Source organism: Alteromonas salexigens (genome assembly GCF_025628895.1).
GTDB classification, from domain to species: domain Bacteria; phylum Pseudomonadota; class Gammaproteobacteria; order Enterobacterales; family Alteromonadaceae; genus Alteromonas; species Alteromonas salexigens.
The window spans coordinates 142541-157525 of sequence record NZ_JAOTJC010000012.1 but is presented as its reverse complement, the minus strand read 5'-3'; the positions used below and the strand labels follow the sequence as shown (position 1 = coordinate 157525).

General features: G+C 50.6%; 12 protein-coding genes. 5 read left to right on the top strand and 7 right to left on the bottom strand.

Annotation, left to right across the window (positions count from 1 at the left end; translation table 11 throughout):
* Positions 1–22: 22 nt before the first annotated feature.
* From OCL06_RS13505 to OCL06_RS13475, 7 genes are all read right to left on the bottom strand, one after another.
* Positions 23–643, bottom strand: coding sequence for a TcpQ domain-containing protein (locus tag OCL06_RS13505; protein WP_262995426.1), 621 nt, complete (start codon positions 641–643; stop codon positions 23–25).
* Between the two features lie 90 nt (positions 644–733).
* A complete protein-coding gene (lpxL, locus tag OCL06_RS13500) occupies positions 734–1663 on the bottom strand; it encodes an LpxL/LpxP family Kdo(2)-lipid IV(A) lauroyl/palmitoleoyl acyltransferase (protein ID WP_262995425.1) in 930 nt (309 codons plus the stop codon).
* A gap of 261 nt (positions 1664–1924) precedes the next feature.
* On the bottom strand, positions 1925–2182 hold the full coding sequence (locus tag OCL06_RS13495) for a DUF3081 domain-containing protein (RefSeq protein WP_262995424.1): 258 nt from the start codon (positions 2180–2182) through the stop codon (positions 1925–1927).
* Between the two features lie 78 nt (positions 2183–2260).
* On the bottom strand, positions 2261–2809 hold the full coding sequence (locus OCL06_RS13490; protein WP_262995423.1) for an outer membrane beta-barrel protein: 549 nt from the start codon (positions 2807–2809) through the stop codon (positions 2261–2263).
* An 11-nt stretch (positions 2810–2820) separates the two neighbouring features.
* Positions 2821–4053 carry a hypothetical protein gene (locus OCL06_RS13485; RefSeq protein ID WP_308446014.1) on the bottom strand — a complete coding sequence of 411 codons (1233 nt, stop codon included), beginning with the start codon at positions 4051–4053 and terminating at the stop codon, positions 2821–2823.
* Positions 4054–4056: 3 nt separating this feature from the next.
* Complete coding sequence (locus OCL06_RS13480; RefSeq protein ID WP_262995422.1) at positions 4057–4857, bottom strand: outer membrane lipoprotein-sorting protein; 801 nt, start codon at positions 4855–4857, stop codon at positions 4057–4059.
* Positions 4854–7163 (bottom strand): efflux RND transporter permease subunit, encoded by a 2310-nt coding sequence (locus tag OCL06_RS13475; RefSeq protein WP_262995421.1) that lies wholly within the window; start codon positions 7161–7163, stop codon positions 4854–4856. Before OCL06_RS13475 ends, OCL06_RS13480 begins: the two co-directional genes overlap by 4 nt.
* 206 nt (positions 7164–7369) lie before the next feature.
* Here OCL06_RS13475 and OCL06_RS13470 point away from each other — a divergent pair, with 206 nt between their 5' ends.
* The 5 genes from OCL06_RS13470 (at position 7370) to OCL06_RS13450 (ending at position 14758) form a co-directional block, all read left to right on the top strand.
* Positions 7370–9619: an acyl-CoA dehydrogenase gene (locus OCL06_RS13470; RefSeq protein ID WP_262995420.1), complete on the top strand. Its 2250-nt coding sequence runs from the start codon at positions 7370–7372 to the stop codon at positions 9617–9619.
* 137 nt (positions 9620–9756) lie between these two features.
* Positions 9757–11784, top strand: a complete 2028-nt coding sequence (locus OCL06_RS13465; RefSeq protein WP_262995418.1) for a putative bifunctional diguanylate cyclase/phosphodiesterase — start codon at positions 9757–9759, stop codon at positions 11782–11784.
* Positions 11785–11790: 6 nt separating this feature from the next.
* A complete protein-coding gene (locus OCL06_RS13460; protein WP_262995417.1) occupies positions 11791–12375 on the top strand; it encodes a thymidine kinase in 585 nt (194 codons plus the stop codon).
* Positions 12375–13121, top strand: coding sequence for an SDR family oxidoreductase (locus OCL06_RS13455; protein WP_262995416.1), 747 nt, complete (start codon positions 12375–12377; stop codon positions 13119–13121). Before OCL06_RS13460 ends, OCL06_RS13455 begins: the two co-directional genes overlap by 1 nt.
* Positions 13052–14758: a serine hydrolase gene (locus OCL06_RS13450; protein ID WP_262995415.1), complete on the top strand. Its 1707-nt coding sequence runs from the start codon at positions 13052–13054 to the stop codon at positions 14756–14758. The genes OCL06_RS13455 and OCL06_RS13450 overlap by 70 nt, the downstream gene beginning before the upstream one ends.
* Positions 14759–14985 lie beyond the last annotated feature (227 nt).

The following is a 14985-nucleotide window of genomic DNA, read 5'->3' as shown; positions in this document are numbered from 1 at the left end:
TTGAATGGAAGTGGTGAGCCGCTTAGCCAGCCCGCACCAGCGAGCAGTTTGCCTTAATAAACGGGCTGTCACTGGCAGTGAGCACCAGTGAACGCTGCTGTGGGCACAGATAGGCTTTTACTTCGCCCTCAAAATTACTGTCAATTGCGCTGGCTATTTTCGCCAGCGAGCCGGCTACCGTATTATCAATCTGGAACTGATCCTTAATGACAAAGTCCTGATCTAAGTCCCAGATAACTTGCATGCCCTCTTGCTGAGCGTAGGACGAGATCGCATCACGCAACGTATTACCGGCGCTAAATGTTCGGAATTTGTGTTCTCCGGTCCAGCCACGGTTGACCGGACGATTCTGACTGGACATCCCGGCAAGCCGCTCATCCAGACTTTCTTCCGAATCACCAATACTTAGCACAAAATCGCCAATTTCTTCGAGAATGGGATCGGTGGAAGACATGCGAAATTCACGGTAAAAATCTGATAATCCTGAAGCCACTGACTTGGACTTGGTTTCTCCCTCCGGCACCGGTTCCGACGCCATTTCTCTTTGCAATGTGATGACCACGCCAGCAATAATCACCAGGGCCAATGCCAGACCTATATGCTTTGCCCAAAACAAAGAGCTGGAGAATCCTTTTTTTGCCATACCGCTTATCCGTTAATAATAAAAATACTGCTATTCCAGTATATTTCTAAACCGCGACCACATACAACTCGTATCGGACGAGCCATTCCGCTAGTCATAAAGTGACGGTGAGTCAGGATCAGGCCGGGTTTTAAACCGTTTATGCATCCACAAATAGCTCTCCGGTTGCTCTTTGATTACCTTTGCGATCTCTGCATTCAGCTTGGTCAGCGCGGCTTCATCGTCCATATCAGCCAGGTTATCGAGCGGCGGATAAATTTTAACTTTGTAGCCACCTGCAGTGTACTGAGACGTAAAAATCATAGGGACACAATTTGCCCGACGCATAAACATTAAGGTGGCGGTGGTTGTGGCGGTGTCTTTCACGCCACCGAATGGCACAAACATGCTCTGGTTTCGACCATAGTCCTGATCCGGTAAGTATAAGCACAGTTCCTGCTCATCCAGCGCTGCCAGCAACGCCTTCGCATTTCGCTTATGGATCATATATTTATTCGAGCGATTACGGCCATGATACTGCAGGTAATCCATCAGCGGGTTATTGTGCTTGCGATAAAAGCCCACACTGGGATGGGTATAGCCAAATCCCCGGCACGCAAACTCCAGGTTCATATTGTGTAGCGCCATGCCGAGGATCCCTTTGCCTTGTGCCAGGGCTGCCTCTACATGTTCGTACCCTTCCACATGGAAATGACGTTTCACCCTACCCGCAGGCCACCACCACCCCATGGCCATCTCAAACAATGCCATACCAGTGCGGCGGACATTTTCGCGCACCAGCTGGTCTTTTTGCTGCTCTGACATTTCGGGGTAACACAGTTCTATATTGCGGCGGGCAACCTTCGCACGCTTCGGGGCCAGCCGGGCGATGAGTTTGCCTGTACCACCTCCTACTAGCCGGATGATCGGCAGCGGCAGTAGTATGATCAGGTTTAACAGTAAGACACCTAACCAGATCCCCCAGTATTTGGGGCCGAGATAGGCAAGTTTGAACGGAGGGGCTTTAATTGCTGCTGCCAAAATACGTGTCCTGCATGTTTTTGGCTATTGTAACGAGTTGTGGGACGTTCGCCTAGCCACAGCCCCATCTCCTGTTGGAGAGGTGACCAGACACATACCAGGGTGCGATTATCGAGCAGTGGAACAGCGCGCGCACCGGCAGTTTACATGAGAGGTCGTAAGCTTGGTCAGGGCGAGCGCAGCTGGGTGTAAGTACCCACTTATGGATTAAAACAGAATGCTGTAATGCTGTTTGGTTGTGTGCACCTGCACTACAACCAGTTAATACTCTTTGTCGATTTGTTTCAGCTTTTTCTCAAACTTTTCGTAATGTTCTTTATCTTCATAATCAAAGTGATATTGATTATGAAAGCCGAACGAAAGTTTTACCTGCGGGTCTTCCACAAACAACGTATAACCGTCCAAATCTGTAAAGGCAGTGATACCACCAAGCAGGTACTTATCGTCTTTCTTTTCACCAAACTGACGGATTTTGTCAAATACGCGCAGCAGAAACTTACTGTCCAGTTCATTTTGCATGGATGTCGTGTCCCTTTTTAACTACTTTGGTCTTTGTACCAGCCGTGTCACGATTTAGATTACTCAACCGCCCGCTGGTTAGTTAAAGTTATAACGTATTGCCAGGTTAACAGTATGTGCTTGCAGGTCGTTTTCCCCGCCCACATAGTTGTATTCTACCCGCAGCATGGAACGAAGCCCTAAGTGATAGTCGAATCCCAGACCGACCACGCCGGCTAAACCGCTTTCATCAAAAGCGCATGCTCCATCGCTGCTTAACTCGCCTAGTGCACAATTCCCTTCAACAGGTAACTCGCTACCCTGCATGGCCACATTCATAATACCAAGCTTATAAAATAACTCGCCGGTATGATTCCCCGCCTTGCCCAACAGCGCAAGATACAATGCATCACCCTTCAGGTCTCCGGTGTCTGTAGTTTCATCGATAAGTTGGTTATAGCCAGCCTCTACGTACCACTGCGGATGAAACTGATGACCCACAGCGAGAGTAAAGCCAGCGCCCTTCTCGCCCTGTTGGCTGTATTCCAGGTCAGTAAAACTGCCTCCGGCAATACCATACATTTTCTCCGTGGCGACGGCGGGAAGCCCCGCCAGACACAGGCACAAAACTGCAGTTATTTTTTTCATTATTATCTCTGTCAGAAAAAGTATTCGAGTGTAAATTGCACGTGGTCATCTCGTCGCACAAAATAATAAGTCTCTGTAGGATTATTCGATGAGAAGAAATAGCCATCAAGCCGCCACCGCCACGCATCTGTCATTCTACTGGATGCTTCAATAAATGCGCTATAGGTGTCACTTTCGTCAAGATCCTGAATGACACCGGCTAATACTTCTGTGCCATCAATATCATTCAGATTCCAGCGCACGCCCGCCATAATATCGTTTTGACCGGTGGCAAAGAAATTATCGTCTCGTTCATCGTACTGATATTCCACCAGCAGGCCGAGGTCATATTGCGTACCAAACACGCCCACACTGGTGCGCTCGAATCCGGCCACCATAGCGGTAAAGTCTTCTGACTGACCAGTGCGATAGATACCTTCAAACTTGAGTAACCAGGCACCCTGAACCTTCAGTAAGTCCACACCGAACTGATTTATCTGCGCGTAATAGGGGACGATAACAGGCTCACCGTTGGGGCCAATTACCGGTGCCACGTCTTTCAGCTCATCCGGCGTAACGCCAGGTGCGATCAATTCGGGTTCACGACTGGTGCCGTCGAACCAACTCAGACCCACTTCCCAGTCGCCCATAGATTTTTGCCAGCGTAGCGCGTAATCAACATGGTGCTCCTCCGCACCCGACTCATAAATAGCAGCATCGCCATCAATTGGCAGGGGTGGTCTCAGTCTGCCGTCTTCGCCGGGGAATGTTCGCTCACGGAAGTACGGCAATACATAGGCCGACAACGTTCCCCAATCACCGAACGTACGATAATTGATCATGGGCTGGCCGAGTTTGTCCTCGCCGTCCACGCCTTCCACACCGTCGGTCTGGTTTATTATGTCTACCAGGTGCAACGATTCAGTTTGCCCCCAGAATACCTTCCCTACCCCGACACGGGTCTCCCAGGTGTCTGCCAAATGCAGCCACTGTAACTCTCTGATATCGATATGTGAGCGCTCACTATCAGCACTATCCACGCGAGCAAAAGGGCGAAAAAGAACACTGTCAGTGCCGTCATTCCACTCTGTGTAAAATTCCGGTTCAACGAACAGTGATTGCTGAGCCCGGTCCTGATGCTGATAGGCGGCTTCCTGGAAGAAATAGCGGGCTTCAACACCCGCACTTCCGCTGATATCAACACTGGCGGAAGCGCCCGCACTGGCGAGTACCAGACTGGCAGATAATAGTCGTATTGAAATCACAGGTTAACGTGCTCTCCGTAGGCTGTTTTTATCAAAGTCTGAGTCTTCCAGACCTACTCCAAATTCAAGAGACTTAGTGATTAAGTCTGTAGACTTTCGTGTCTGGACATTGTACATCAGGCTCGTCATCGGCCGCCAGTAAGTGTCCTTGAACAACTTGTAATCTTCAAATTCCAGCGTCTTCAGGAGTTCGCCTTTTTTGTCGTAAAAGTCGACTCTGTGGACCCGGTAATGTTGTTTATCGATCCATAACACCTGCCGCGAATACCCGGAAAATTCGTCTTGCGGCTTCTGCTCCAGCACATATACCGGCATTTCCTCATAGGTTTCTTCGCGTAGCAAATCATAGCTGTACTTTTCTACCTCAAAGGACGTCAGATCTTCGAACGCAAATTCACTGGCCATGAACGGGCCAGATTTATTGCGGGAAGCAATACGCTTCACGCGTTTTAGTGCGGGCAGGTAAATCCATTGCTCGTCTGCGTCGGTGGTATGGGAGATACTCAAAAATGCCGTTCCGCTTACATCTCTGGGTGAATCAAAAATGGTCAGCGCTTTGTCCCCGTCGCCGTCTACTTCCAGAGTTTTAACCCGCATATCCCGGGTGGACTCCTGGCCCTGTGCATTGCGCAATATCATCAGCGTTTCTGCTACGGAGTTATCCCAGCCCTGATCTCTGGCTTTACGCTCTTTAGCTACTTTGAGGCCGGCTTCTTCCGACGCTGCATCTGCGTGCGCGGAGCCTGCCAGCAACATTCCCCACACTGCCAGCAGTGGCAGCAATAAACGTGATCGACCTGTCATGTAAAGTCTCCTTGTTTGTGTTGACTTGCCTGGTTATCCAGCCACATAAGAAAAGCGGGTAGAAAAAGCAAATCAATAATAAGTGCAGCCACAATAATTATGACTGTAAGCAACCCCATATCCGCGTTAAGTAAAAATGACGACAGTATCAGTACAGCAAATCCTGCTGATAACACCACAGTGGTGGTGGCCAGCGCTACTCCCACTGTACTGAACGTATGTCGAACTGCGGCGGCGGCATCCTTTCCTGATTGCCGCGCGGCCTGGTACTTGGTTAGAAAGTGTACGCTATCATCGACGATAATACCCAGTGTCATACTCAAGACCACCGACAGCGCCATATTAATCTCTCCTGAGATTAGCCCCCATATCCCAAATCCTACCGCCGCGGGTATCAGGTTGGTAAGCAAGCTCACCAGGCCCAACCGCCACGACCTCAACGCAAATACAATTAAAAATGAGATCAACACCAATGCAAGCAGTGTGCCTGCAACCATACTCTGCATGTTGCGTTCGCCTATGTGGGCAAACATCAGCGCCGGGCTAGCAGCCCGAAGTGTTAACTCAGGTGCCAGTTTTTTAAAAAACTTGCGGGCTTCCTGCTCCAGGCTGATTAACTCTTTGCTCCCCAAATTATCCAGACTGACCACCAGTCTCAGTGCCGATTTGTCCATATTAATCTGGTTATTTAAGTCCAGACCGTAGGGCAACGACATCTCATAGAGCAGCATGTATTGTGACGCAAGATCCTGTTCTCTAGGTAAAGAATACGCATTTGGATCATCGTTGTTCATGTTTTGATTAAGGCGTTTTTGCGTATCGGAAAAACTCAGTACATGATTGACCTCATCGCGATCCCGCAGCCACCGGGTAAATACCGCAATTTTCTGCAGGGTCGCTGGATTAGCGATGCCATACTCTTCTTCTGTATCCACTACAAAGTTGATGGTAGCCATGCCGCCCATGTAGTCTGATTTGGTGTCTACTGCCTGGCGGAAGGTGGTCGATGAATCAAAGTAATCCACTACTACATCGTTCAGTGTGTTGTTAAATGCATACACTACAGCGAGCACCATAAGAAGCGCTGAATAGGGCAAAATGCGGCGGTGGTGGCGTACCACCAGCTTTCCTGTCGTGTCAAAGAAGCCCGCTGTTTTCTGGCTGGCCCGAGGACGCTTGAAGGGCATCAAAAGCAGCAGCACAGGTAATACGGTTAGCGACAACACACAGGCTATCATAACGCCCAGAGCGGTTAGGTTGCCCAGATCCGCCAGCACCGGGACGGCCGCAAAATTCAACATTAAAAAACCTATGGCCGTGGTGATACTGGTAATAAGGATAGGTTTAAGATTTTGTCTGACCGCAGCCTGTAGTGCCGTCGCCTTTTCCATACCACCCTGGAGCATCAGGCGGGTGGTCACAATAATATGTATACAGTCTGCTACGGCGAGTGTGGTAACCAACGTCGGGACGTTTACCGTTGCGGTACTCAGATATAATCCCGCCCATCCGGCCAGGCCCATGGTCATACCGATAGATGCAAAAACCACAAGCAAGGTTGCAAATGCTGCAAACACCGACCGAACAAGCACCGCCAGCATAGCCGCAATAATAACGAACATAAGGGGTATCAAGGTACTGGCATCCCGTTGTGCCGCTTCTGAAAACGCGTTGTTCAATACCACCACACCAGTGAGCATGATTGTATGATTGGGAAATTGCGTGCTGTATTCCTTCTGCAATGTACGTGCAAAGGCGGTAATTCGGCTTACGGCTGCGGTGGGATCGCCATCAGGTAATTGCACGGTCACATTCACCATGGCAGCCCGGCCATCGTCAGCTATCAGGCGTCCGGCAACTTCAGGCGTACTGGTGGCAGCCCGTCGCACCCAGGCAATATCGTTGTCGGAGACGGCATCAGCGCCTATTAAGTCAGTAACCACCAAATCATCATTGTCCGCATAACTGTATTGATAATTCGCTAACGATTCGACACGGTTAGAGAGTGGCGTCTGCCACGCAGCCTCAGTCAGCTGATAAAGCAAACGAAATGTTTCCGGCTGATAAACAGTGCCTGATTCTGGCACGATGAGAAAAGAAAGGTTTTCGCTTTTGTTAAAGTCAGTCTGGATTGCCTCGAACGCTACCTTATGCGGGTCATCGTTTTCAAAGTACACCCGGTAGTCGCCATTAAACACCAACTGTGTTACCCCAGCGCCCAACGCCCCCCAAATGATTAAAAAGAACACCAGCAGTTTTCTGGGATGTGTAAGTACTGTGGAAATCCAACCGTGACGAGGCTGCATGAATATACGTCCTTGGCTCTGTTTTATTAGTGGGTAGCTTAATCCCATTGCTGCACTCAGATCCAATCTATATTACGTAAATGCGGCCTTTGTATGCCTGCCTAGACAGGTAATTGATAACCCTCTGATGACAGATCATTTGATCTTTTCTACAAGTGCGGTAGTATTAACTCAAGCAACTGGTCAGATGAGCGGATGAGTTTTATATGAGTATCAGAACTAGCCTGAAAAAAGTCCTACCCCCAATTTCAGTAACCGAGCAAGAAGCGCTCGATGCGGGTGATGTGTGGCTTGAGGCCTCTATTTATCAGGGCAAGCCAGACATGCATGCCCTGCGCGCCATTCCTAAAGCAACCCTGAGCGCCGACGAACAGGCGTTTATGGACGGCCCGGTAACCGAATTATTGTCCATGATCGACGATTTCGAACTCGGCAATGGCGACCATATTCCCCAGGATATTCTGGATTTTCTGGGTAAGAATCGCTTCTTCTCAATGATTATTCCGAAGAAGTTCGGTGGCCTTGAGTTCAGCCCCTACGCGAACAGCACGATTGTGGCGACCATCGCGGCAAAAAGCGGCGCTATTGCGGTCACCGTCATGGTGCCTAACTCATTAGGTCCGGGCGAACTGTTGATGCATTACGGCACCACAGCGCAGCAAGACTACTGGCTGCCCCGCCTGGCCGATGGCCGGGATATCCCCTGTTTTGCATTAACCAGTCCGGAAGCTGGGTCCGATGCAGGCGCGATTCCGGATGCCGCCATTGTGACTAAAGGACAATGGAACGGTGAAGAAGTCGTTGGACTGCGCGTAACCTGGGATAAGCGTTACATTACACTAGCGCCTATTGCCACTGTGCTGGGTCTAGCATTTAAAGTGTTCGATCCAGACCAACTACTTGGCGATAAACTGGAACTGGGTATCACTTGTGCCCTGTTACCTAAATCCCACCCCGGTGTAGAGCTGGGTAACCGTCATGACCCAATGGGCGTGCGTTTTTATAACGGAACTACTCGTGGTCAGGATGTGTTCATTCCGATGGACTTTATCATTGGCGGTCAGAAGAATATTGGACGCGGCTGGCAAATGCTGGTGAGCTGCCTGGGCGCAGGCCGCGGTATTTCGTTACCTGCGATGGGCGTGGCGACGGCGCAGTCAGCGCTTAAAAGCACCGCTGAATACTCGTTTGTGCGCGAACAATTTGGCTTACCCATCGGGCGTTTCGAAGGGATCCAGAGCCAGGTGGCGGACATCGCCGGCAAAACATTCCTGCTGGAAGCAATGCGGGTGTTAACCACCGAAGGTCTCGGCCTGGGTGTTAAACCGTCGGTCGTGACGGCAATCGCCAAGTACCACATGACCGAGCTTGGCCGCGACGTAATGAATACGGCTATGGACGTACAAGCCGGTAAGGCGATTCAGCGTGGCCCACAAAACACGCTGGCGAGTGGCTACTCAGCACTGCCTATTGCAATTACCGTGGAAGGCGCGAATATCCTGACCCGTAACCTGATGATATTCGGCCAAGGCGCAATGCGTTGCCACCCTTATCTGAAAGAGATGGTTGATCTTATTCACAGTGATGAGAGCAGCGCAGACAAAGAATTTAACAAAGTTCTGAAGAAAACCATTGGGTTCAGTGTGAAAAATGCGTTCCGCAGCCTGGGGCAAAGTTACCTGCCCTTCATGCGTGATGCAGGGTCATCACTGCCTGAAGTGAAGAAATATGAAAAACGCATGAATAGCATGGCTGCCAAACTGGCACCGCTGGCTGACTTGTCGTTAGCAGTTTTGGGTGGCGATCTGAAAAAAGCTGAGCTACTCAGTGCCCGTCTGGGTGACATTATGAGTTATCTGTACGGCGCAATGGCGGCAATTCGTTTCTACGAGCAACGCATTGAAGACCGTCAGTTGGCACTACCGTACTTTGAATACGCCATGCAGTGGTCATTACAGCAAGCCGAAAAAGCGCTGGTAGATTTTGTTAATAACTTCCCGAATGCGCCGACCCGTGCGCTGATGCGAGTATTAACTAACACCTATTCTAACAGCACGCCGGCTATCAGCGACGATCTGGTTCGCGAGCTGTCGATGGCGGCAATGCAGGATAACAGTGTTAAAGCACAACTGACCCACCTGGTTCGTCCGGTGGCAGGCGACGGTAATGACATCAACGAGCAGGCGTTTAAAGCGAAGCATGCCGTGGCCCACTTGTTGAAGAAAGTGCAAACAGCATTGCGTCAGGAGCCGGTTATTCCGTTCATTTCGTTCGAAAACGCACTGAACAAGTTGCAGGAAAAGGGTGTCATTGATGCCAAAGAAGCGGACTTGCTGCACGATTATAATGAGAAGCGGAAACTGGCTATCCGGGTGGACGAGTTTACTTTTGATATGGAACTGTTACCGGCATCGGAAACCATGCCATCAGAAGTTGATGAGAAAGATGCTGCCTAGCTATTAGCTCGTTATAAGTAAATGAAAGCGGACATAGCCTGTCCGCTTTTTTATTTGTGCTTTATACTAAAGGCTGTGTTTGAACAAACTTCGCCGATACGGTACGTTGTGACCATAACTTATAAACTGAATTAGTAGTGAGCAAACAGCCTGCAGGCCCCCGCAACCACACTCCTGCCATGCAACGCGACCTGGTTGGCATGCTTTACGGTAACGTTTATACGGCTATCGCGGTCACCTTTCTGGCCATGACCGGTTTAGCTTTTGGTTTCAACGATACTGATTCCTCCATTGAGATAACCCGAAATAAAGAATTAGCCTGGATGCTGCTTTCTGCGGTGTTGTTTTTACGTACCTGTGATGTGCTTTACTGGCAGGTGTTTGAACGGGATAAAGACTACAACCCGTCACTTTCTCTCATGCGTTTCTCTACCGGCGCCATCGCCACTGGTCTGGTGATCAGTGCCTACAGTGTATTGCTGTTCGATTACATGACCACCGTAGAGCTGGCTTGCACCATGGTAGTGGTGTCAGCACTGGCGGCGGGCTCAGCCACGGTATTGTCGCCCTCGCGGCCACTGGTTATCTGTTACTGTTCCATTTTGCTCGTTCCCATCTCCCTTGTGGCTATTTTAGTCAGTGCCAGTAACCTGTCTTTGCTGGGCTATCTGGGGCTGTGCTTCTGGGTGGCTATCGTTATCAATTCACTGCGTGCCAATCACTTTTTCCGGCACGCGCTGCATATTAAGGCCAGTAACGAAACGCTGCTTGAAGAGATGCAGGCCGAGCGCAAGGAGGTGGCCCGCATCAACGAGCAGCTCATAGAATCAAACTTAAAACTGGATAACGCAAACGCCAACCTTGAAGAAGAGGTTCTCAAGCGCACCGACGATATTCACCGCCTGTCTAACCGCGACCCGCTCACCTCCCTCATGAATCGCAGTGGCTTTATGCGGCATTTAGAAAGTACATTGAAAAAAGCCCGTAAGATGGACAATAAAATTGCCGTATTATTTATTGATCTGGACGGGTTTAAGCAGGTAAACGACAGCCTTGGCCATCAGGTTGGCGACCGGGTGCTGCAGGAAGTGTCCTCACGACTAACTCGCTTTTGCGAAGCTGACCACCTTGCCAGATGGGGAGGCGACGAGTTCGTATTACTGCTGCCCTACGCCACTGAAAACACCGCGGTGGCGGTTGCGCATGCGGCACGCAGTGGCATTACCATTCCTATTACATTAGACGAAAACCATATCAATCTGGATGCCACTATTGGGATCGCACTGTTTCCGGAGCATGGCGAGACTGCTCAGGCGTTGTTACAGGAAGCCGATCTCACCATGTATGAGCAAAAGCGCAAAGGGCCGGGCTCGGTGGGTGTTTTTAACGAAGGCATTTACACCGCGTTGCGCCACGAGCAGTCGCTGCGGGACGGCCTACGCTACGCCATTGAGAAAAACGAATTTACTTTGCATTATCAGCCTATTATGTATGCGGACGGCAAACGCATGTGGGCAGCCGAAGCCTTACTGCGCTGGAATTTTAAAGGCGACAATATCCCGCCTGATGTATTTATTCCGCTCGCCGAACGCACGGGTCTTATCCATGATATTGGCAACTGGGTACTGCACCGCGCGTGTATCGATGCCGCACAGTGGCAGTTTGACGACAGCGTTGCCGTGTCCGTCAATGTATCGGTCAGCCAGCTGATGGATGACAGCTTTATCCGCTCGCTTGATCGGGTGCTGGAAGGTAGCGGCTTAAGTCCGCAACAACTGCACCTGGAAATTACCGAGTCAGTGTTTGCTGAAAATACCGAACACGTGCTGAAACAAATTCAGGCTATCAAAGCCCGACATATCCAAATTTCTATTGACGATTTTGGTACCGGATTTTCTTCGCTGGGGCAACTGCACAGTTTGCAGTTCGATCATATTAAAATTGATCGCGCGTTTGTGCAGAAACTCGAAGAAGGCAGTGATACTATCGTGCGGGCAACGCTCATGATTGCCAATGAGTTTCACTGCCTGACCGTCGCAGAGGGTATTGAAACGGCAGAAGACGCAGTGCGGTTACGCGCCATGGGTGTAAACTGCCTGCAAGGCTTTTACTACGCCCGGCCTATGCCCGCCCGCGAGCTGCTGGCCTGGTACACAGATAATTAAAATAATATGGCTCAGCTTTACTTTTACTATTCGGCAATGAATGCCGGCAAATCCACGTCCCTGTTACAATCCGCCTACAACTACCGCGAACGTGGTATGCAGGTCATCATTTACACTGCGGCCATCGACAACCGGTATGGCGAAGGTAAGGTGAGTTCTCGCATTGGTTTACAGGCTGACGCGTCCCTATACACTCCCACTGATAATCTGTTCGATGCAATATTCGATAACCATCGTAAACAACCGCTGGATTGTATCTTTATTGATGAAGCGCAGTTTCTGACCAAAGTCCAGGTACGACAGCTTATTGAAGTGGTGGATGAATTAGACATCCCCGTACTGGCATATGGCCTGCGCACTGACTTTTTGGGTGAAACCTTTGAAGGCAGTCATTATTTGTTAGCCTGGGCTGACAAGTTATCGGAACTGAAAACCGTTTGTCACTGTGGGCGTAAAGCCAGCTTTGTAGTCCGTCTGGATGAAAACGGTCACGCCGTCACCAGCGGCGATCAGGTTGAAATTGGTGGTAACGACCGCTATGAGTCAATGTGCCGCAAGCATTTCAAGCAGCTGGTCTGGGACAAATCATAATGCGCAAAACCATTCTTATCACCGGCGCCAGCTCGGGGCTTGGCGCAGGCATGGCCCGGGAGTTTGCCAGACAAGGCCATGACCTGGCCTTGTGTGCCCGTCGGCTGGATAATTTGCTGTCAGTTAAACACGAATGCGAAGCCGTAAACCCCAATGTTCGCGTAAGTGTACGTGAACTGGATGTAACCGACCACGACGCAGTGTTCAGCACATTCGAGGACTTTACGGATGAGTTCGGCACTCTTGACCGCATAATTGTTAACGCCGGTATGGGCAAAGGTGCCTCGGTAGGTACGGGTCACTTCCACGCCAACCGTCAGACTGCCGAAACCAATTTCGTTGCTGCGCTGGCACAGTGTGAAGCCGCCATGACAATATTCCGGCGTCAGAATGCTGGCCATTTGGTGACGATGTCATCCATCAGTGCCGTGCGTGGTTTTCGTCGTGCCCTCAATGTTTACGCTGCCACCAAAGCCGCGCTGACTTCATTAAGCGAGGGCATACGTATAGACGTCAGAAACACCCCTATCAAGGTGACCACGGTACACCCCGGATTTATTCGCACTGACATCAATGCCAAAGTGAAAAACGTGCCGTTTATTGTCGACCTGCAAACCGGCTGCAAAGCACTGGTTGCTGCGATTAATAAAGAACCTGACAATTGTTACGTGCCAGCATGGCCGTGGGCACTGCTGCAGGCGGTATTACGGGTCGCGCCGCTGTCCTGGCTGGCGAAAATGAGCTAAACGGCTTCGGGATGTGCTTTGCTTTCGATGCATTCAGCAGGCAGGCTATCTGCGCGCGCCTCACGAAGAAGAATGCATGGCTCGTAGCACTGCTTACCTGCGTTTTTCTTTCTCCGGCACTCGCTGTTGCGGACAGTGAGAGTAGCAATTTTGAGCAGCGCCTCGCCGGTGTCGTCGATAAATCTCTGGCAGCCTTTAATACTCCGGGAATGGCTGTCGGTATTCTGCACCAGGATAAGATAATTTATTTGGCAGGGCACGGCTACCGTGATCTTGAACATAAATTGCCGGTCACGCCAGATACTTACTTCTTGCTGGCCTCGGCCAGTAAGGCGTTTACCGCTTCGGCTATGGCTGTAGCCAGTAACCGTGGCGATCTGCACTGGCAGGATAAGGTCACGGCTTACCTGCCCTCCTTTGCTCTGGCCAGCGAACACGCAACTGAAAACTTTACCCTGACCGACCTGCTCACCCATCGCAGCGGCCTCGGCTCTGGCGCCGGAGATATCATGCTGTGGCCCGCCCCCAGTAAATTTTCACGCCGCGAAATTATCCACAACCTGCGCTTTTTAACACCGCAAAGCGCATTTCGGCAGCGCTATGCGTACAACAACCTTATGTATATAACCGCAGCAGCGGTGGTCGATGCGGCTGGCGAACAGTCATGGGACCAACTGGTTCAGGAAGAGATATTTAACCCGCTGAAAATGCAATGCTTTGTCGGTAGGTTACCCGATACCCACAACGACAATGTCGCGCAGAGTTACGGATTTACGGAACGTCGCGGCACCTACCCGATCCCCCGAAATGCGATTAACACCGATGCTCCTGTCTGGACACCCGCCGGTGGCATCGTGTGTAACGCCCGCGACATGCTGAACTGGCTGGCCATGTGGCTGAGAGAGGGCAAAGCCGCTGACGGTACCCAGGTGCTTACCACTGACACGGTAAAACACATGACGACGCCAGTGACACCATTGCCGGTATCCGGGACCGATAAAGCCTGGTTCGATACCCGACATGCTGGTTACGCATTAGGCTGGCGGGTAGCCGATCAATTCGGCGAGCAGGTAATTTCGCATACTGGCACGGTGTCAGGCTATCAGGCATTTGTCGCTTTCGTTCCTAACCACCAGCTTGGTGTGGTGTTATTAAATAATGGCTCTGATTACGGCAGCCGAGGGGCGGTGATGCAAACTATCCTTCAGCACTTTCTGGCTCCGGAGCAAGCCCCTCGTGACTGGATTGCCGCCTATCAGGAATTTCAGCGTAACTGGCAACAACGTACCTCGGAACGCAACACACCGCCCCAGGGCTCAGGAACCGTGACTCTCCCTCTGGGTGCTTACGCGGGTCACTACGCAGACACCTGGTTTGGCAAAGTCTCTGTCATCAAAGATGAAGATGGGCTTTATCTTCACAGTCATAAAATGCCGTCACTCACAGGCCGGCTCAAGCCGTTTAATGAACACAGCTTTAAAGTGCTCTGGGACAACCCGGATGTTATGGAGCCCGTACTGGTGACCTTCGAGCAAAGCAGTGATGACCAAATCTCTCAATTTACTCTGGCACCTTTCACGGTCCGCCTCCAGAGAAATCACCCGTTCAGGGATATGACCTTCCGACGGACACCCTAAGCCCGACCTCCTTTTGAACGCATTGATGCACGAAACATTTTTGCAACAGGCGACGCCAGACTGAAAGCATTAAGGCTACACCCCCGCGGTCACTCCAACTTCCAGCTCAAGCCGCATTGCACAAGAAACTTAATCAATTAAGATTTTTTTTGCAAAATGCTTGATTATCGAACAATGTTTCACTATTGTTAATGTCATGTAACGCCAGTTGCATCTAACACAAGGTC